Annotated in this window: 20 protein-coding genes; 17 read left to right on the forward strand and 3 right to left on the reverse strand. The window is 68.1% G+C overall.

Features of this window, described 5'->3' with window-relative positions:
- The first annotated feature begins 13 nt into the window (after positions 1-13).
- From sepF to HRC28_RS12900, 9 genes are all read left to right on the forward strand, one after another.
- Positions 14-502, forward strand: coding sequence for a cell division protein SepF (sepF, locus tag HRC28_RS12860; protein ID WP_182375915.1), 489 nt, complete (start codon positions 14-16; stop codon positions 500-502).
- A 165-nt stretch (positions 503-667) separates the two neighbouring features.
- On the forward strand, positions 668-961 hold the full coding sequence (locus HRC28_RS12865) for a YggT family protein (protein WP_182375916.1): 294 nt from the start codon (positions 668-670) through the stop codon (positions 959-961).
- A gap of 154 nt (positions 962-1,115) precedes the next feature.
- Complete coding sequence (locus tag HRC28_RS12870) at positions 1,116-1,901, forward strand: DivIVA domain-containing protein (protein ID WP_182375917.1); 786 nt, start codon at positions 1,116-1,118, stop codon at positions 1,899-1,901.
- 154 nt (positions 1,902-2,055) lie between these two features.
- The gene (locus HRC28_RS12875; RefSeq protein WP_237111466.1) at positions 2,056-2,934 is read left to right on the forward strand and encodes a TraR/DksA family transcriptional regulator; all 879 of its coding nucleotides are present in this window, start codon (positions 2,056-2,058) and stop codon (positions 2,932-2,934) included.
- Complete coding sequence (gene lspA / locus HRC28_RS12880; protein WP_182375918.1) at positions 2,907-3,470, forward strand: signal peptidase II; 564 nt, start codon at positions 2,907-2,909, stop codon at positions 3,468-3,470. Before HRC28_RS12875 ends, lspA begins: the two co-directional genes overlap by 28 nt.
- Positions 3,467-4,405 (forward strand): RluA family pseudouridine synthase, encoded by a 939-nt coding sequence (locus tag HRC28_RS12885; RefSeq protein ID WP_182375919.1) that lies wholly within the window; start codon positions 3,467-3,469, stop codon positions 4,403-4,405. The genes lspA and HRC28_RS12885 overlap by 4 nt, the downstream gene beginning before the upstream one ends.
- Before the next feature lie 4 nt (positions 4,406-4,409).
- On the forward strand, positions 4,410-4,853 hold the full coding sequence (locus HRC28_RS12890) for a GNAT family N-acetyltransferase (protein WP_182375920.1): 444 nt from the start codon (positions 4,410-4,412) through the stop codon (positions 4,851-4,853).
- A 115-nt stretch (positions 4,854-4,968) separates the two neighbouring features.
- Positions 4,969-8,544 carry a DNA polymerase III subunit alpha gene (gene dnaE / locus HRC28_RS12895; RefSeq protein ID WP_182375921.1) on the forward strand — a complete coding sequence of 1,192 codons (3,576 nt, stop codon included), beginning with the start codon at positions 4,969-4,971 and terminating at the stop codon, positions 8,542-8,544.
- A complete protein-coding gene (locus tag HRC28_RS12900; RefSeq protein WP_182375922.1) occupies positions 8,532-9,110 on the forward strand; it encodes a hypothetical protein in 579 nt (192 codons plus the stop codon). Before dnaE ends, HRC28_RS12900 begins: the two co-directional genes overlap by 13 nt.
- Here HRC28_RS12900 and HRC28_RS12905 read toward each other — a convergent pair.
- Positions 9,058-9,723 carry an LON peptidase substrate-binding domain-containing protein gene (locus HRC28_RS12905; RefSeq protein WP_182375923.1) on the reverse strand — a complete coding sequence of 222 codons (666 nt, stop codon included), beginning with the start codon at positions 9,721-9,723 and terminating at the stop codon, positions 9,058-9,060. The two genes, HRC28_RS12900 and HRC28_RS12905, sit on opposite strands and share 53 nt — an antisense overlap.
- Positions 9,724-9,802: 79 nt before the next feature.
- Here HRC28_RS12905 and hisD point away from each other — a divergent pair, with 79 nt between their 5' ends.
- The 7 genes from hisD to HRC28_RS12940 are packed head-to-tail and all read left to right on the forward strand — an operon-like array spanning position 9,803 to position 15,379.
- Entirely contained in the window at positions 9,803-11,119 is a 1,317-nt protein-coding gene (gene hisD / locus HRC28_RS12910; RefSeq protein ID WP_202033072.1) for a histidinol dehydrogenase, read from the forward strand.
- Positions 11,116-12,249: a histidinol-phosphate transaminase gene (locus HRC28_RS12915; protein ID WP_182375924.1), complete on the forward strand. Its 1,134-nt coding sequence runs from the start codon at positions 11,116-11,118 to the stop codon at positions 12,247-12,249. Before hisD ends, HRC28_RS12915 begins: the two co-directional genes overlap by 4 nt.
- The gene (gene hisB / locus HRC28_RS12920; RefSeq protein ID WP_182375925.1) at positions 12,246-12,854 is read left to right on the forward strand and encodes an imidazoleglycerol-phosphate dehydratase HisB; all 609 of its coding nucleotides are present in this window, start codon (positions 12,246-12,248) and stop codon (positions 12,852-12,854) included. Before HRC28_RS12915 ends, hisB begins: the two co-directional genes overlap by 4 nt.
- Positions 12,855-12,856: 2 nt before the next feature.
- Positions 12,857-13,513, forward strand: coding sequence for an imidazole glycerol phosphate synthase subunit HisH (gene hisH / locus HRC28_RS12925; RefSeq protein WP_182380631.1), 657 nt, complete (start codon positions 12,857-12,859; stop codon positions 13,511-13,513).
- A 26-nt stretch (positions 13,514-13,539) separates the two neighbouring features.
- Positions 13,540-14,259: a bifunctional 1-(5-phosphoribosyl)-5-((5-phosphoribosylamino)methylideneamino)imidazole-4-carboxamide isomerase/phosphoribosylanthranilate isomerase PriA gene (priA, locus tag HRC28_RS12930; RefSeq protein WP_182380630.1), complete on the forward strand. Its 720-nt coding sequence runs from the start codon at positions 13,540-13,542 to the stop codon at positions 14,257-14,259.
- Complete coding sequence (gene hisF / locus HRC28_RS12935; RefSeq protein ID WP_182375926.1) at positions 14,256-15,032, forward strand: imidazole glycerol phosphate synthase subunit HisF; 777 nt, start codon at positions 14,256-14,258, stop codon at positions 15,030-15,032. The genes priA and hisF overlap by 4 nt, the downstream gene beginning before the upstream one ends.
- Positions 15,033-15,049: 17 nt before the next feature.
- Positions 15,050-15,379, forward strand: coding sequence for a hypothetical protein (locus HRC28_RS12940; RefSeq protein ID WP_182375927.1), 330 nt, complete (start codon positions 15,050-15,052; stop codon positions 15,377-15,379).
- On the opposite strand, the gene HRC28_RS12945 is transcribed toward HRC28_RS12940, so the two are convergent.
- Positions 15,376-15,516, reverse strand: coding sequence for a hypothetical protein (locus tag HRC28_RS12945; protein ID WP_182375928.1), 141 nt, complete (start codon positions 15,514-15,516; stop codon positions 15,376-15,378). The genes HRC28_RS12940 and HRC28_RS12945 overlap by 4 nt on opposite strands.
- Before the next feature lie 213 nt (positions 15,517-15,729).
- On the opposite strand from HRC28_RS12945, the gene HRC28_RS12950 reads away from it, so the two are divergent.
- Positions 15,730-17,067: an HNH endonuclease gene (locus HRC28_RS12950; RefSeq protein ID WP_182375929.1), complete on the forward strand. Its 1,338-nt coding sequence runs from the start codon at positions 15,730-15,732 to the stop codon at positions 17,065-17,067.
- Here HRC28_RS12950 and HRC28_RS12955 read toward each other — a convergent pair.
- Positions 17,064-17,696 carry a PKD domain-containing protein gene (locus HRC28_RS12955; RefSeq protein WP_182375930.1) on the reverse strand — a complete coding sequence of 211 codons (633 nt, stop codon included), beginning with the start codon at positions 17,694-17,696 and terminating at the stop codon, positions 17,064-17,066. The genes HRC28_RS12950 and HRC28_RS12955 overlap by 4 nt on opposite strands.
- Positions 17,697-17,777: the final 81 nt, after the last annotated feature.

The following is a 17,777-nucleotide window of genomic DNA, read 5'->3' on the forward strand; positions in this document are numbered from 1 at the left end:
GGAGGCAACTGTCATGAGCGGTGCGATGCGCAGGATCGGTGAATACCTCGGCCTGCTGGAAGACACCGGCTATGACGAGTACGACGACGAGGTGAACGAGCAGGCTCCCGCACGCGAGGCGCGCACTGCACGTCCCGTCCGCGCCGTGCCGTCGAACACCGTCGCCGACCTCGAAGAGCGCCGCCGTCCCGTCGCGGTTGCCCCGCAGCCCGTCGTGGCCGAGTTGTCCCGGATCACGACCCTGCACCCGACGACGTACAACGAAGCCCGCACGGTGGGCGAGGAGTACCGCGAGGGCATTCCGGTGATCATGAACCTCACCGAGATGAACGACCAGGACGCCAAGCGTCTCGTCGACTTCGCGGCCGGCCTGATCTTCGCCACCCGCGGCACGATCGAGCGCGTCACCAACAAGGTGTTCCTGCTGTCCCCGCCGAACGTCACGGTTGCGGCTGAAGACAAGGCGCGGATCGCCGACAACGGTTTCTTCAACCAGAGCTGAGTTGGACTGCGCGAGCTCGTCTTCGGCGTAGATCCGGGGCAGCAAGCTGCCCGTCGACGCCTCTCGACGCGCTGCCGCGCGCGCAGTTGGCTTTCGTACGGGGCCGGGTTGGCCTGGCGGCAAGCCTTCGGCGGTCGTGCTCGCATCACCCGATAGATTGAGAACGTGAGTATCGCTGGGTGGATCATCGAAGGCCTTCTGTTCGCCTTCATCGCGTTCCTGTGGGTCCGCTTCATGACCGACTGGGTGCAGGTCTTCGCCCGCACGTGGGAGCCGCGCGGTCCCGTGCTGGTCTTCCTGGAGACCGCCTACTCGGTGACGGATCCGCCGATCAACGCCCTGCGGAAGGTGATCAAGCCGATCCGGATCGGGAACTTCGCCCTCGACATCAGCTTCATCCTGGTCATGATCCTGGCCTACGTGTTGTTGTCGGTGAACCGGTCGACCCTGCTGACCTGACGTGGGGCGACACGCCCTTCGTGCGCTCTGTGTGACGGGTGATGCGGCCTTCTCGGCTGCAAGCGCTAAGGTTCCATCCAGATAGTTTGATCAGACAGTCTGCCCCGCGTGGGTGGAGACAGTTTGTCCTTGTACTTCGAAGATAGGTGAGGTCATGCCGCTGACGCCTGAGGACGTGAGCAACAAGCGCTTTACGCCGGTCCGGCTGCGCGAGGGCTACGACATGGGCGAGGTCGACCAGTTCCTGGATGAGGTTGAGGCCGAGCTGGCTCGCCTGACCCAGGAGAACGACGACCTCCGCACCAAGCTCGCTGCCGCACAGTCCGGATCGTCTTCTGCGTTTGATGCTCCGACGCAGCTCGCGCCCGTTGCCGAGGTTGCTCCCGAGCCGCCCGCACCCGCTCCGGTCGAGGTCGTTGCTCCCGCGCCGATCCAGCCCGTGGCTGCGCCCAACGTGGTGCCGTCCGGTGACCAGAAGATCCAGACGATCCGCGTCGAGACCGTTCCCGAGGCGTCCAACGCCGCGGCGCGACTCCTCGAGATCGCCACGCGCAACGCCGACGAGCTCGTCGAGGACGCCAAGAACGAAGCCGACAAGATCGTCGGCGAGGCACGCACCAAGTCCGAGCGTCTGGAGTCCGAGGCCAAGGTCAAGTCCGACCGCCTCGAGTCCGACGCCCGCACGCGCGCCGAGATGCTCGACGGCGAGACCGCCGAGCGTCGTACGCAGCTGTTCGGTGACCTGGAGAAGGAGCGTGACAAGCTCTCGGCCGAGGTCGAGACGCTGCGTTCCTTCGAGCGCGAGTACCGCTCGCGGCTCAAGAGCTACTTCACGCAGCAGCTCGAGTCGCTGCAGACCCCGGGCGACACCCTCGCCCCCGTCGAGGAGGCTCCGGCGCCCAAGCGCCTGCGTTCCATCCTCGGCGAAGAAGAGGCCTGAGCACGACAACATCAACCGGCCGGTCCGCATCATGCGGACCGGCCGGTTTGTCGTTGTGCGGTGCGCCTGTTTGGCGAGGTTGCCGGATGTCGTTACCCTCCGCATCACGCCCGTAGCCTTCCGGTCGCGTGGTGCCCGTTCCAAGGAGTCCGTGATGGCCCGCAGCACGAAGAAGTCTCTGGCCGGTCAGGCCGCATCTGCAGCGCGGAAGATGATCCGTCCGCGGAAGGCCGCCGCAGCGGTCGCGGCACCCACCTCGCCAGCCAAGAAGGCTGCGGCAAAGACGGCCGCTCCGGCGAAGAAGGCGGCGCCGGCGAAGAAGGCAGCGCCCGCGCCCGCCAAGAAGGCGGCTCCGACGAAAAAGGCTGCTCCCGCCAAGAAGGCGGCCCCGGCCAAGAAGGCGGCTCCGGCCAAGAAGGCAGCGCCCGCGTCCGCCAAGAAGGCGGCTCCGGCCAAGAAGGCAGCGCCCGCGTCCGCCAAGAAGGCGGCTCCGGCGAAGAAGGCAGCTCCCGCTCCCGCGAAGAAGGCAGTTCTCGCTCCCGCGAAGAAGGCAGCACCGGCTCCCGCGAAGAAGGCAACCCCCGCCCCGGCCAAGAAGGCCGCGCCCGCAAAGAAGGCCGCAGTGAAGAAGTCCGCCCCGGCAGCTCTGGTCGTCCTCGAGCACGAGGACGCCTGGTCCAAGGCCGAGCTCGCCGAGGTGCTGGCCGAGCTGCACGAGCAGCGGGTGCACAGCACGGAGATCCTCGAGGCCCAGGAAGCCGACCTCACCGGCTTGCTCCGCGACTCCGGAGACGGTGCCGGACAGGATCAGGCCGACCTCGGTGCGACCAGCTTCGAACGCGACCACGAGCTCACGGTTCTGAACCACGAACGCGAGAAGCTGGCCCAGATCGACCGGGCGCTCGCACGCATCGATGACGGCACCTACGGGGTGTGTGAGTCGTGCGGCAACCCCATCGGGAAGATGCGGCTCATGGCGTTTCCGCGTGCCACACTGTGCATGACATGCAAGCAGCGCGAGGAACGCCGGTAGACGACCGCGACGACGGATCCCAGCCGGTTCGGCCGTCCCGTCTCGCCGCACCCCGTACCTGGATCCTGTTCATCTCGGTGGCCGTGGTCCTGGTCGTCATCGACCAGATCACCAAGGTTCTTGCCGTCCGTCACTTGACGGACGCGCCCGACAAGCAGCTCGTCGGTGACCTGCTGCAACTGCACCTGACGTACAACCCGGGTGCCGCCTTCAGTCTGGGTACCCGCTTCACGGTGGCCCTGGCCCTGTTGGCGTGTACGGCGACCGTGGTCGTGCTGTGGCTGAGCCGCAACGTCGCCAACCGGGTCTGGGCGGTCGGCCTCGGCCTGCTCCTCGCCGGTATCGACGGCAACCTCATCGACCGCCTCTTCCGCGAGCCCGGAGTGTTCCGCGGTCACGTCGTCGACTTCCTGATGCTGCCGAACTGGCCGATCTTCAACGTCGCTGACATCTGCATCAACGTCGGGGTCGGCCTGATCCTGATCCAGGTACTCCGTGGCATCGCCATCGACGGCACCCGCCAGGAGAACGCATGACCAACCTCGACCACCGCAGTCTTCCCGTCCCCGATTCGCTCGAGGGCGAGCGGATCGACGTGGCCATGTCCCAGTTGTTCGGGGTGTCCCGGACCCGTGCCGCCGAGCTGATCTCCCTGAACCACGTCCGTCTCGACGGCGCTGGAGTCAGCGGCAAGAGCGAGCGCGTCCTGGCCGGCTCGGTCCTCGACGTGTCGATCCCGGCCGAGGTGAACCAGCTGGAGATCGTCCCCGAGATCGTCGAGGGCATCAAGATCATTCACGACGACGACGCGATCGTCGTGATCGACAAGCCCGTCGGCGTCGCCGTCCACCCCTCTCCCGGCTGGAAGGGCCCGACGGTCGTCGGGCACCTCGCCGGCGCCGGCTTCCGGATCTCGACCTCGGGTGCCAAGGAGCGCGAGGGCATCGTCCAGCGTCTCGATGTCGGCACGTCCGGCGTGATGGTGATCGCGAAGTCCGAGCACGCGTATTCGATCCTCAAGAACGCCTTCCGGCACCGCACGGTCGACAAGACGTACCACGCGCTCGTCCAGGGGCACGCGGATCCGCTTGCGGGCACCGTGGACGCGCCGATCGGCCGCCACCCGGGTGCCGACTACAAGTTCGCCGTACTCGAGGGGGGACGCGCCAGCGTCACCCACTACGAGACGCTCGAGGCGCACCGCTTCGCGAGCCTGCTCGAGGTGCACCTCGAAACAGGACGTACGCACCAGATCCGGGTCCACATGGCCGCGCTCAAGCACCCGTGTGTCGGTGACATCACCTACGGCGCCGACCCGACGCTGGCCAAGCGACTCAAGCTGACGCGGCAGTGGCTGCACGCTGTCGAGCTCGGTTTCGAGCACCCCGACGGTGGCGAGTACGTCACGTTCAAGTCGACGTACCCCGACGACCTCGCGCACGCGCTCGAGGTCATCCGGGACAGCGACTGAGGGCATGAACGACCTGCTGTTGCGTCCGGCAGTGCCGGACGACGCTCCAGCGATCGCGGATGTGCACCTGGCCGCGCGGGCGGCAGCGCCCATGCCGGCTTCGGTGCACCCCGACGCCGACGTGCGCACCTGGCTCGCCTCGCGGTTCGGAGTGGACGAGATCTGGGTGGCCGAGATCGGTGACCGGGTGGTCGGCTACGCCCGGTTCACCCGTACCTGGCTCGATGACCTGTACGTCGACCCCGAGCACGCCCGCGAGGGCATCGGGCTGGCCCTGCTGGACGTCGTGAAGGCACGGCACCCGGACGGCTTCGGGTTGTGGGTGTTCACCTCGAACCTGCCCGCCCGGGACTTCTACGGCGCGCAGGGACTGGTCGAGCGCGAGCACACCGACGGCTCGGCCAACGAGGAACGGGCTCCGGACATCCGGATGGAATGGCCCGGCTGATCGCGCCGGGTTCATGTCGGTGGTGCCTGTCATCATCACGTTGTCGGGTCGCGTAGTCTGATCCTCTTCCCCGACCACCCGTCCGCAAGCGACCCGCGAGGAGTCAGTACACCCGATGGCAGTCGGTTCCGGGGGATCGGACTTCGTCCACCTGCACGTCCACACCGAGTACTCCATGCTGGATGGAGCCTCGCTTCTGGACGGCCTCTTCACGCGCGTCAACGACCTCGGCATGACCTCGATCGCGATGACCGATCACGGCAACCTGCACGGGGCCTACGACTTCTACTCCAAGGCGAAGAAGTACGGCGTCAAGCCGATCATCGGCATCGAGGCCTACGTCACGCCGGGCACCGCTCGCGGCGAGCGACGCCGGGTGAAGTGGGGCAAGGGCAGATCGGGCGACGGCACCGAAGAGGGCGGCAACGACGTCGCTGGTGGCGGCGCCTACACCCACATGACGATGTGGGCCGAGAACACCGAGGGGATGCACAACCTCTTCCGGCTCTCGTCGCGCTCCAGTCTCGAGGGCTACTACTTCAAGCCCCGGATGGACAAGGAGATCCTCGCTGAGCACAGCAAGGGCCTCATGGTCAGCACCGGCTGCCCCAGCGGCGCGATCCAGACCCGGCTGCGGCTCGGGCAGTGGGACGAGGCCGTGCGCGAGGCGGCCGAGCTGCAGGACATCTACGGCAAGGACAGCGTCTTCCTGGAGTTGATGGATCACGGCATCGACATCGAGAAGCGGGTTCGGGACGACCTGCTGCGCCTGGGCAAGGAGCTGGGCCTCCCGCCGATCGCGACCAACGACTCGCACTACAACAACCCCGACGACGCCGACGCCCACGACGCGCTGATCTGCGTCGCGTCGGGCAAGCGTCTCTCGGACACCAACCGGCTGAAGTTCGACGGCGGCGGCTACTACATCAAGTCCGCTGCCGAGATGCGCGAACTGTGGGCCGACCGGTTCGGGATGCCCGAGGCGTGCGACAACACCGTGGCGATCGCCGAGCGCTGCTCGGTCGAGTTCGCCGAGTCCACGGGCGGCTACATGGCCCGGGCGGACGTGCCGGCCGGCGAGACCGAGGAGTCCTGGTTCCGCAAGGAGGTCTGGCGCGGCATCGAGGCCCGTTATCCCGGGGACAAGCTGGACCAGGCGGTCAAGGACCGGGTCAACTTCGAGCTGCAGATCATCGCCGACAAGGGTTACTGCGGCTACTACCTCGTGGTCGCCGACTTCATCGGCTGGTCCAAGGACAACGGCATCCGGGTGGGTCCCGGTCGTGGTTCGGGTGCGGGGTCCATCGCGGCGTACGCCCTGCGAATCACCGACCTGTGCCCCCTGGAGCACGGCCTGTTCTTCGAGCGCTTCCTCAACCCCGAGCGCCCCTCGATGCCCGACTTCGACATCGACTTCGACGATGCCCGCCGCGGCGAGGTGATCAACTACGTCAGCGACAAGTACGGCGCCGAGCGGGTCGCCCAGATCGCCACCTTCGGCCGGCTGAAGTCGAAGGCTGCGATCAAGGACGCGGCCCGGGTGCTCGACCACGGATTCGCGATCGGCGACAAGATCACCAAGGCCCTGCCCGCCGACGTCATGGGCAAGGGCGTCCCGCTGAAGGACATCTTCAACCCCGACCACAAGCGCTACAACGACGCCGGTGAGTTCCGCGCCCTCTACGAGCAGGACGCCGAGGTCCGCACGATCTACCAGACGGCCCTCGGGCTCGAGGGTCAGATCCGCAACTGGGGCGTGCACGCGGCCGGCGTGATCATGTCGAGCGAGCCGTTGATCGACATCGTGCCGATCATGGCTCGCCCGCAGGACGGCGCGGTGATCACCCAGTTCGACTACCCGATGTGTGAGTCGCTGGGCCTGGTCAAGATGGACTTCCTGGGTCTCTCCAACCTCCGCACGCTCGAGGACGCCCTGATCAACATCAAGGCCAACCGCGACGAGACGGTCGTCCTGGAGGAGCTTCCGTTCGACGATCGGGCGACCTATGAGCTGATGGGTCGCGGCGACACGCTGGGTGTGTTCCAGCTCGATGGTTCCGGCATGCGCGCGCTGCTGCGTTCGATGCAGCCCGACAAGTTCGCCGACATCACGGCCGTCAGCGCGCTCTACCGTCCGGGCCCGATGGGTGCGGACTCCCACAACAAGTACGCGCACCGCAAGAACGGCCGCCAGCCGATCGAGCCGATCCACCCTGCGCTCGCCGAGGCCCTCGAGCCGGTGCTGGGGGAGACCTACGGCCTGATCGTCTACCAGGAGCAGGTGATGGCGATCGCGCAGGTGCTCGCCGGCTTCTCCCTGGGAGCCGCCGACAACATGCGCCGCGCCATGGGCAAGAAGAAGAAGGAAGAGCTCGACAAGCAGTACGCCGGCTTCGAGGCCGGCATGCTCGAGCGCGGCTACCCGCAGGCCGCCGTCAAGACGCTGTGGGAGATCCTCGTCCCCTTCGCTGACTACGCCTTCAACAAGTCGCACTCTGCGGCGTACGGCGTCATCACGTACTGGACTGCGTACCTCAAGGCGAACTACCCGACCGAGTACATGGCAGCGCTCCTGACGTCCGTGAAGGACGACAAGGACAAGATGGCGATCTACCTCAACGAGTGCCGCCGAATGAAGATCCAGGTGCTGCCGCCTGACGTCAACGAGTCCGCGCACGACTTCACCGCTGTCGACCGTGACATCCGGTTCGGTCTGACCGCCGTCCGCAACGTCGGCTCCCACGTCGTCGACGGGGTCGTCTCCGGTCGCAAGGAGAACGGGCGCTACGGCGACTTCAACGAGTTCCTTTCCAAGGCGCCCGCCCAGGTGTGCAACAAGCGTGTCGTCGACTCGCTGATCAAGGCGGGTGCCTTCGACGACATGAAGCACAAGCGCCGGGCGCTGGTCGCGATCCACGAGACGGCCGTTGACCAGTACGTCGACATCAAGCGCAACGAGGCGATCGGCCAGGACTCCCTCTTCGGGGGACTGGGCGACGACGACGGTGGTGACGGCGGGTTCGGGGTCAGCGTGGCGATTCCGGACCTCGACGAGTGGGACAAAATGACGCTGCTCGGCCACGAGCGCGAAATGCTGGGGCTCTACGTCTCCGACCACCCCCTGCTCGGCCTCGAGCACGTGCTCTCCCAGGGCACCGACTGCACGATCGGCCAGCTGGTCACCGACGAGGACCGCCCCCACAACTCGACGGTGACGGTTGCTGGTCTGATCACCTCGGTGCAGCGCAAGATCACCAAGAACGGTGACCCGTGGGCCACGGTGACCCTCGAGGACCTCGAAGGTGGCATTGACGTGCTGCTCTTCCCGAGTTCCTACCGGCTCGCCGCGCCGTACCTCACCGACGACGCGATCATTCGCGTCCGCGGCCAGCTCGACAAGGAGCGCGACACTCCGCAACTGCGCGGCCAGGAAGTCACCCTGCCCGATCTCGACAAGGGCAGTGACGGGCCGGTCGTGATCAGCCTGCCGTCCACCCGCTGCACCGGTCCGGTGGTCCAGTCCCTGCGGGATGTCCTGGCGACGTACCCGGGCCTGACCGAGGTGCGGCTGCAGTTGTTGAGCCGCGACTCCACCAAGCTCATGCGCCTGGGGGACAATCTCAGAGTGACTCCCAGCCCGTCCCTCTTCGCGGACCTCAAGCAACTCCTCGGACCGGGGTGCCTGAGTTGAGGGCATCGCTGCGACCGATCCTCGTGATCCCGGTCGTCCTCGGCGCCGCCCTCGGCCCGCTCGGTGGCTGGCTCTGGTGGACGTGGTGGGGGCCGGCGCCCGAGGGCAAGATCTACGACACCCGGGTGGGTGCCAAGTGGTACCCCGACCCGTTCGATCCGGGCATCGCGCGCGACTTCGGCGGTACGGCGACGTACGTCGTCCTCGGGCTCGGCCTGGCCCTGCTGCTCGGCATCGTGGCCGCCATCCTGTGTCGCCGCACGGCCGTCGGAGGGCTGGTTGCCGTCGTCCTGGGCGCGGCCGCCGGCGCAGCGCTGATGGTCCTGGTCGGCACCAGTTTCAGCCCGCCCGATCCGGCAACCCTGGTCGCGAGCCACCAGGTCGGCGACGCCCTGCCCGGACACCTCCATGTCGCGGGCTGGACGCCGTACCTCATCTGGCCGGTGGGTGCGCTGCTCGGCTACTTCGTGGTGATGGTCAGCATCCTCACGCCTTCGCGCCCGCCCGCGGCGGTCAGTTCGGAGACCAACGAGTCCGCGCGACCTCCGTCGCCGGCAGCGACCTGATCACGTTCATCACCCGCAGTTCCGAGCGAAGCAGGTTGGTCACCAGCAGCAGGCGCTCCGCAGCGTCGGTCGCTTCCAGCAACTCCTGACGCTCGGCGAGGGGGAGTGGCGTGCACGCCGCGAGGGTCCAGGAGAGGAAGACGGGGTCACGGGGCAGGTTGCCCTCGAGCGGATCCGTCGCAATGTCCTGGAGCACGTGCCGGTAGGCCGCGAAGACGGCGCGGGCCTGCATCACGATGTCGCCCGGCACCTTGGAGGCGACCTCGGGGAGTTCGGTCACCTCGCCGAGCGGGAACGCGTCGGTGGTGCGCAGGCGGTTGAGCTGGATCCGGTCCCGGCCGACCGCGACGATGTCGAAGGTTCCGTCCGGGTGTGCCTCGACCTCGGTCAGCTGGACGCGCACGCCGACCCGGAACAGGGACTGGGCGCCGTGGTCGCCGACCTCGTAGCCCTCACGGATTGCGACAGTGCCGAAGACACGCTCGGCGGGGTCCTCGATCCGCAGCAGGTGGTGCACCAGGGCGCGGTACCGGTCCTCGAAGATGTGCAGCGGCATGCTGACTCCCGGATACAGCACCGCGTTGAGCGGGAACATCGGAAGCTCGTCGGCCACGGTCCCGACACTAGTGCCGGAGTGCCTCAACCACCGGGACGTGGCCGGGAGCGGGCGGCCGCGCCCGTAGAATCGCCACATGTCTTTGATCCGTCGCATCGACCTGCGTGACGTCGACAACGTCGACTATCGCGCAGCTGTACCCCGCGCCGACTTCGACATCGAAGCAGCCGTGCCGGCGGTGCATGCGATCTGTGAGGAGGTCCGTACCCGCGGCCTCGACGCGATCCGCGAGTTCGGCGAGAAGTTCGACGGCGTGGTCGTCGACGACATCCGCGTCGCGCCCGAAGCGTTGAAGGCGGCGCTGGAGCAGCTCGACCCCGACATCCGGGCCGGGCTCGAGGAGTCGATCCGTCGGCTCCGCCTGACCTGCGCGAACGAACTCGAGCAGGACGCCGTCACCGACCTCGGTCCCGGTGCGCGGGTGACGCACCGCAAGGTGCCGGTCGGCCGGGTCGGCCTCTACGTCCCCGGTGGCCTGGCGCCGCTGGTCTCGAGTGTTCTGATGAACGTCGTACCCGCGCAGATTGCCGGCGTGCAGTCCATCGCGTTGTCGAGCCCGCCGCAACGTGAGTTCGGCGGATCCGTGCACCCGACGATCCTTGCGGCGTGTGCCCTGCTCGGGGTCGAGGAGGTGTACGCCGTCGGCGGCGCCCAGGCGATCGCGATGTTCGCCTACGGGCTCTCGACAGGCTCGACCAGCGTGTGTGACCGCGTGGACCTGGTCACGGGGCCCGGCAACATCTACGTGGTCACGGCCAAGCGCATCCTCAAGGGCAAGATCGGCATCGACTCCGAGGCCGGTCCGACCGAGATCGCGATCCTCGCGGACGACACGGGTGACGCTTCCTACGTCGCGGCTGACCTGATCAGCCAGGCCGAGCACGACCCGCTCGCTGCCTCCGTGCTGGTGACGACGTCCGAGCGGCTCGCCGCCGAGGTCGAGGCCGAGCTCGACGTGCAGGTGGCGGCCACCAAGCACACCGACCGGATCACGACCTCGCTGCGCGGCCAGCAGTCGGGCATCGTGCTGGTGCGCGACCTGGAGCAGGGCCTCGACGTCGTCAACGCCTACGCCGCCGAGCACCTCGAGATCCACACCGAGAATGCCGCGGACTGGGCCGCTCGCGTCCGCAACGCCGGCGCGATCTTCGTCGGACCGCACTCGCCCGTCAGCCTCGGCGACTACTGCGCCGGCTCCAACCACGTGCTGCCGACGGCCGGCTGCGCCTGCCACTCCTCGGGCCTCTCGGTGCGCGCCTTCACCAAGTCCATGCACGTCATCGAGTACTCCCGCGAGGGCCTGGCCGAGGTCGCCGACCACGTCGTCACCCTCGCCGAGGCCGAGGACCTGCCGGGCCACGGTGCGGCCATCACGGCCCGGACGCAGTCGTGACCGGTCCGGCCAGCTGGCCGCCCCTGCGCGAGGAGCTCCGCGGCATCGAGCCGTACGGCGCCCCGCAGCTCGACGTGCCGGTCCAGCTCAACGTCAACGAGAACCCCTATGGGCCGTCTGCCCTCTGCATCGCCGACATCGCGACGTCGGTCGCCGAGGCGTCGGTGACCCTGAACCGGTACCCCGACCGGGAGTTCGTCGACCTGCGCACCGCGCTGGCGTCGTACCTCTCGAAGGACACGCCGGCCGGGATCGTGCCGGAGCAGGTCTGGGCGGCCAACGGCTCCAACGAGGTCATGCTTCAGCTCCTGCAGGCCTTCGGTGGGCCCGGCCGCACGGCGGTGAGCTTCGCGCCGACGTACTCGATGTATCCAGAGTACGCCCGGGACACCAACACCCGCTGGGTCGCCGGACACCGGGCCGAGGACTTCTCCCTCGACCTCGACGCCGCGCGCGACCTGGTCAAGACCGAGCAGCCGAGCGTGATCCTGCTGCCGAGCCCGAACAACCCGACCGGCACCGCCCTGCCGCCCGAGGCTGTTTCCATGTTGTGCGAGGCCGCCGGGGATGACGGGATCGTCGTCGTCGACGAGGCGTACGGCGAGTTCCGCCGCACGGGCGTCCCGAGCGCGCTCGAACTGCTGCCGTCGTACCGCAATCTCGTGGTGACCCGGACGATGAGCAAGGCCTTCGCGGGCGCCGGACTGCGACTGGGCTACCTCGCAGCGGACCCGGCCATCTGCGATGCGATCCGGGTGGTGCGCCTGCCGTACCACCTCTCTGCCGTCACCCAGGCCGTCGCGCTGGCGGCCCTGCGCCACGCCCCCGAACTGCTCGGCAAGGTCGACGAACTGCGGGTCGAACGCGACGCGTTGGTCGCCTGGCTGCGTGCCGAGGGGTACGACGTCGCCGACTCGGATGCGAATTTCGTGTTGTTCGGACGATTCGCCGACCGTCATGCTGTCTGGCAGGGTCTTCTGGATCAGGGTGTCCTGATCCGGGAAACCGGACCGGACGGCTGGCTCCGGGTGTCCGTCGGGACGCCGGCGGAGATGGATGCGTTCAAGCAGGCCCTGAGCAGCACGGCTGAAGATCGAACCCCCAAGAAAATCCAGAAGGTGGAGTCATGAGTCGTATCGCGCGCATCGAGCGCCAGACGAGCGAGTCGAAGGTCGTCGTCGAGGTCAACCTCGACGGGTCCGGCCGCCACGACATCTCCACGGGCGTCGGCTTCTACGACCACATGCTCACTGCGTTCGCGCGGCACGCGCTGGTCGACCTCACGGTGCAGACCTCCGGCGACGTCCACATCGACGCCCACCACACGGTCGAGGACACGGCCATCGCCCTGGGTCAGGCCCTGCGCGAGGCGCTCGGCGACAAGGTCGGCATCCGTCGCTTCGGCGACGCCACCGTTCCGCTCGACGAGGCACTCGTGCACGCCGTCGTCGACGTCTCCGGTCGCCCGTACTGCGTGCACACCGGCGAGCCCGAGGGCCAGCAGTACGTCGCCCTCGGTGGCTCCGGGGTGTCGTACCTCGGGTCGCTGACCCAGCACGTCTTCGAGTCGATCGCCTTCCACGGCCACTTCGCCCTGCACGTGCGAGTGCTCGCGGGCCGCGAGCCGCACCACATCGTGGAGACGCAGTTCAAGGCGTTCGCGCGTGCGTTCCGTGACGCCGTCGCGATCGACCCGCGGGAGACGGGCATTCCGTCGACCAAGGGCGCTCTGTGACGCTGGGCAAACCGTCGGTCGTCGTCCTGGACTACGGGTCGGGCAACCTCCGTTCCGCTGTGCGCGCGATCGAGCGCGCCGGCGCGGAGGTCACCCTGACCGCCGACGTGGACGCGGCGCTCGCGGCCGACGGCCTGCTGGTGCCCGGAGTCGGGGCCTACGAGGCCTGCATGCGCGGGCTCCGGGCGATCCGGGGCGAACGGATCATCGGCCAGCGGCTGTCCGGCGGCCGACCGGTGCTGGGCATCTGTGTCGGCATGCAGATCCTCTTCGCACGCGGCATCGAGCACGGTGTCGAGACCGAGGGCTGCGGTGAGTGGCCCGGTGTCGTCGAGCGGTTGCAGGCGCCGATCGTCCCGCACATGGGCTGGAACACCGTCGACGTACCGGCAGAGTCACGATTGTTCGCCGGCGTCGAGGACGAGCGCTTCTACTTCGTGCACTCCTACGGCGTACGGGACTGGACCCTGGTCACCAACGACCGGACTCCCGAGAGCCACCAGCCGCGCGTGACCTGGGCCGAGCACGGCCCGGCCGGTGCCACTGATCGATTCGTTGCGGCCGTCGAGAACGGACCGCTGTGCGCGACGCAGTTCCACCCGGAGAAGTCGGGGGATGCGGGCGCACAACTACTGAGGAACTGGGTGGAATCACTGTGAGCGTGGCCAAGAGCAGGTACCTGGAAATGCTTCCCGCCGTCGACATCAAGGGCGGTCAGGCGGTCCAGTTGGTGCAGGGCATCGACGGTTCGGAGAAGGCCTTCGGTGACCCGATCCAGGCCGCATTGCGCTGGCAGGAAGCCGGCGCCGAGTGGATCCACCTCGTCGACCTCGACGCGGCGTTCGGTCACGGCAACAACCGCGCGCTCCAGGCCGAGATCGTCGGCAAGCTCGACATCAAGGTCGAGATGAGTGGTGGCATCCGCGACGACGAGTCGCTCGAGGCCGCGATGGCCACGGGCTGCCGTCGGGTCAACATCGGCACCGCCGCGCTGGAGCAGCCCGAGTGGTGCGCGAAGGCCATCGCGAAGTACGGCGACCGCGTGGCCATCGGTCTCGACGTCCGCGGCACCACGCTGGCCGCCCGCGGCTGGACGCAGGAGGGCGGAGACCTCTACGAGACGCTCGCCCGCCTCGACTCCGAGGGCTGTGCCCGTTACGTCGTCACCGACGTCAACAAGGACGGCATGCTCCAGGGGCCGAACCTCCAGTTGCTCAAGGATGTCTGTGCGGCGACCGACAAGCCGGTCGTTGCCTCCGGCGGTGTCACCACGCTCGAGGACATCGCGGCCCTGATGCAGTTGGTGCCGATCGGCGTCGAGGGCGCCATCGCAGGAACCGCGCTCTACACCGGCCAGTTCACCCTCGAGGACGCGCTCGCGCTGACCCGGGGTGGCCTCGTATGACCTTGGCCGTCCGCGTGATCCCGTGCCTGGACGTGGACGCGGGTCGTGTGGTCAAGGGCGTGAACTTCCAGGAGTTGCGCGACGCCGGCGACCCCGTCGAGCTCGCCCGGTTGTACGACGCGGAGGGCGCCGACGAGTTGACCTTCCTCGACATCTCGGCATCCCACGAGGGTCGCGCCACGACGATGGAGATCGTCTCGGCGACCGCCGAGCAGGTCTTCATCCCGCTCACCGTCGGCGGGGGAGTCTCTTCCGTCGAGGACGTCGACCGGCTGCTGCGAGCGGGCGCTGACAAGATCGCCGTCAACACCGCCGCGATCCAGCGGCCGCAGTTGATCGAGGAGATCGCCCAGCGCTTCGGCAACCAGGTGCTGGTGCTCTCCGTCGACGCGCGCCGGGTCCTCTCCGGAGCCGACACCCGCACCGACTCGGGCTTCGAGGTCACCACGCACGGGGGCCGCAAGTCCGCCGGCCTGGACGCCATCGAGTGGGCCGTTCGCGCTGCCGAGTTGGGCGCGGGGGAGATCCTGCTCAACGCCATGGACGCCGACGGCACCACCGACGGCTTCGACCTCGACCTGATCCGCCGCGTGCGCGCGGAGGTGTCGATCCCTGTCATCGCCTCGGGAGGTGCCGGCGCCGTCGAGCACTTCGCTCCCGCCGTCGAGGCCGGCGCCGACGCCGTACTTGCGGCAACCGTCTTCCACTTCGGCACCCTGCGCATCAGCGACGTCAAGGGCGCGCTCGCCGACGCGGGTGTACCCGTCCGCTGATCGGGCAAGGTCGAGCCATGACCTACGAGACCTATCAGCCTTCCTCGGCACCGTCCCCTGCCGGTGCTGAACGGGGCCCTTGGCGCGTCGCCGTCGAGTACTCCAACCAGGGCCAGGCCAAGCCGTCCACGATCGTCCAGATCGGCAACACGGAGTTCGAGGATCACGCCTTCGCCCTCGCCACGGCCCAGCGGACGGCCTTCGAGTACAACCCGCCGGACCCGTGGTCACCGCAGGGCCGCAATGTCTTCCGTGACGGCCCCGACGGGTTCCTCGTGGTCATCGAGGGCGCAACCGCGACGTTCCACATGAGCGTGCGGCTCGTCGAGTACGTCGGCAAGGTCTAGGACCTCGCGACGCTGAGGACCTCGGCCAGGTTCTCGAGGATGTGGACATGGGGGCCACTGCCTTCGGTCATCGTGACGACCAGTCGGTCGCCCCAGAGCATGGCGTCGTCCGGCCTCGTGAAGTGTTCCGTTGGCACCGCGACGATCCTGCTGAGCGTCGGTCGATCGCCTATTCGCAACCGCGAAGAGCTCTGCCTGTGGACAACGGAGGGTTGTCCACAGGCCATGTCGCGTGGGTGTCGGATGTCGGTCCGTCGAGGGAGAATGCGCAGCAGATTCGAGCGCTCGGCTGAGAGCAGAATCTGGCGATCTGCATTGAAATAGAACTGGTGTTCGAGTAAAATGAGTCCATGACATCTCGGGTCACGGAGCAGGAGATCAGGTCGTTCATCGACCGGCTCTCCGATGCGCGGGGCCCTGCGGATGCCCAGGGACAGATCGATGTGATCGGTGCTCTCGAGGATCTGAAGTCGGCCGCGTGTGCGGTGCAGGCTGAGACGGCGGTGGCGTACGACGCGACGCGGCGTTCTGCGCAGGCGGCGGTGGGTGTGCCGGTGGCTCGGCGGGGTCGTGGGGTGGCGGCGGAGATCGCGTTGGCGCGCCGCGAGTCGCCCCACCGCGGGCAGGTGCTGCTGGGTCTGGCGAAGGTGCTGCATTCGGAGATGCCCCACACCCTCGCTCGTCTGCGTGACGGTGGTCTGAGTGAGTTCCGGGCCATGTTGATCGCCCGGGAGACCGCGTGTCTGGAGGTCGAGCACCGGATGTTCGTCGATGAGGAGATCTGCGCCGACCCCGCCGGGCTGGAAGGTGTGGGGACCCGGGAACTGATCGGTCGGGTCAAGCGCCTGGTCGCCGAGCTCGACCCCGCTGCCGTGGTCAAGCGTGCCCGTCAGGCTGAGGCTGATCGCAACGTCACCGTGCGCCCGGCGCCGGACACGATGGCCTACCTCAGTGGACTGATGCCCGTCGCCCAGGCCGTCGCGGCCTACGCTTCGCTGCGCAAGGACGCCGAAGCAGCGCGTGCGGCGGGTGACCCGCGGTCACTGGGACAACTGATGTCGGACCTGTTGTTGGCTCGGGTCACCGGGGTGCCGGACACCGGCACCCCCGAGTCGGCGCCTGCGGTGCCGGTCACGGTGAACATCACGATGTCCGACGAGTCGCTGGCCGGTGGCCATGGCCCGGCCGAAGCCTCCGCGGACGGTGTCGCCGGTGAGGTGATCCCGGCCGAGGTCGCCCGGCACCTGATCGCCAGTGCGGCCGATGCAGAGGTGATCGCGTGGTTCCGGTGCCTGTACCGCAACCACCTGGGCCGGTTGGTCGCGATGAGCAGCAAGCAGCGTCTGCATTCGCGGGCGATGGGGGAGTTCCTGGCCATCCGGGGTGCCGGGATCTGCGCCTCGCCCTATTGCGATGCCCCGATCAGGCACAACGACCACATCCACCCCGCCGATCACGGCGGTGCGACGTCGACGGACAACGGGCAGGGCCTGTGCGAGGCCTGCAACCACGCGAAACAGGCACCCGGGTGGCGACAACACGTGGTCGGGCATCGACGGGATCGACAACAGGTCGAGACCATCACCCCGACCGGCCACCGCTACACCTCGACCGCCCCGGCACCACCCGGTTGGCGCGAACCCCGCTACGTCCAGGTCGGCCCCGGCCGCTACGGCCTCATTGCTTAGTACCCGACGAGCTTGGGTGTCGCCTCGATGGCGCGCAGCGTCTCGGGCGTGCCCTGGACGGTGACGGTGCCGGCAATGTCCTGCCACGCGCCGTTGCCGACACGGAAGCGGCCGGAGTAGGTGGTGTCGAGACTGACGGCGTAGGTGCCGGTCCGCAGGTAGTTGTGGGTGATGGCGAGGGCCGGGTACGGCGCACCCGGGTCGGTTGTCTTGAGTGACTCCTGGTCGCCAAAGGTCCAGTGGTACTCGCTGGGAGTCGCCTCGATCGTGATCCGCTGTCCCAGCAGCGTGACGGAACGCGTCACAGGGGCAGTCCCCGTCGTGTAGAAGATCGTGTCGAAGTTGACGAGGGTCAGCCCGTTAGGCGGTTGGACGACCAGCGGGGAAGCGGGCCACTTGAGTCGGCGCATGGCCTCGAGGACCTGGCCGGGAGTAATGGCGCCGGCAGCGTTGGCCTCCGCCGCGCCGATACAGCGGCGACCAGACGGCTCGCCGTTGACGGTGACCTGGTAGAAGACGCCGGGCTTGCCCGCTTCCGTCGTGCACGTCAGGTTGCGCCCGCACACGGCACCTACTTTGACGGCGCACATCGGGTACAGGAACACCTTCGGCCCCTTGGTGCCAGCCACGGCGGGGAGAGCCGCGGCTCCGCCCTTGAAACACGTCTGTTTGACGTTCTTGAGGCTGACGGCCCCGTTGCATCCAGCTGC

Origin of the sequence: Nocardioides sp. WS12, from assembly GCF_014108865.1 — a bacterium.
Classification (GTDB): Bacteria; Actinomycetota; Actinomycetes; order Propionibacteriales; family Nocardioidaceae; genus Nocardioides.

Excerpts from the sequence above, each read along its gene's own strand:
- sepF (WP_182375915.1), top strand. The coding sequence starts at position 14 with ATGAGCGGTGCGATGCGCAGGATCGGTGAATACCTCGGCCTGCTGGAA.
- HRC28_RS12870 (WP_182375917.1), top strand. The coding sequence starts at position 1,116 with ATGCCGCTGACGCCTGAGGACGTGAGCAACAAGCGCTTTACGCCGGTC.
- HRC28_RS12875 (WP_237111466.1), top strand. The coding sequence starts at position 2,056 with ATGGCCCGCAGCACGAAGAAGTCTCTGGCCGGTCAGGCCGCATCTGCA.
- lspA (WP_182375918.1), top strand. The coding sequence starts at position 2,907 with ATGCAAGCAGCGCGAGGAACGCCGGTAGACGACCGCGACGACGGATCC.
- HRC28_RS12885 (WP_182375919.1), top strand. The coding sequence starts at position 3,467 with ATGACCAACCTCGACCACCGCAGTCTTCCCGTCCCCGATTCGCTCGAG.
- HRC28_RS12890 (WP_182375920.1), top strand. The coding sequence starts at position 4,410 with ATGAACGACCTGCTGTTGCGTCCGGCAGTGCCGGACGACGCTCCAGCG.
- dnaE (WP_182375921.1), top strand. The coding sequence starts at position 4,969 with ATGGCAGTCGGTTCCGGGGGATCGGACTTCGTCCACCTGCACGTCCAC.
- hisD (WP_202033072.1), top strand. The coding sequence starts at position 9,803 with ATGTCTTTGATCCGTCGCATCGACCTGCGTGACGTCGACAACGTCGAC.
- hisB (WP_182375925.1), top strand. The coding sequence starts at position 12,246 with ATGAGTCGTATCGCGCGCATCGAGCGCCAGACGAGCGAGTCGAAGGTC.
- priA (WP_182380630.1), top strand. The coding sequence starts at position 13,540 with ATGCTTCCCGCCGTCGACATCAAGGGCGGTCAGGCGGTCCAGTTGGTG.
- hisF (WP_182375926.1), top strand. The coding sequence starts at position 14,256 with ATGACCTTGGCCGTCCGCGTGATCCCGTGCCTGGACGTGGACGCGGGT.
- HRC28_RS12940 (WP_182375927.1), top strand. The coding sequence starts at position 15,050 with ATGACCTACGAGACCTATCAGCCTTCCTCGGCACCGTCCCCTGCCGGT.
- HRC28_RS12950 (WP_182375929.1), top strand. The coding sequence starts at position 15,730 with ATGACATCTCGGGTCACGGAGCAGGAGATCAGGTCGTTCATCGACCGG.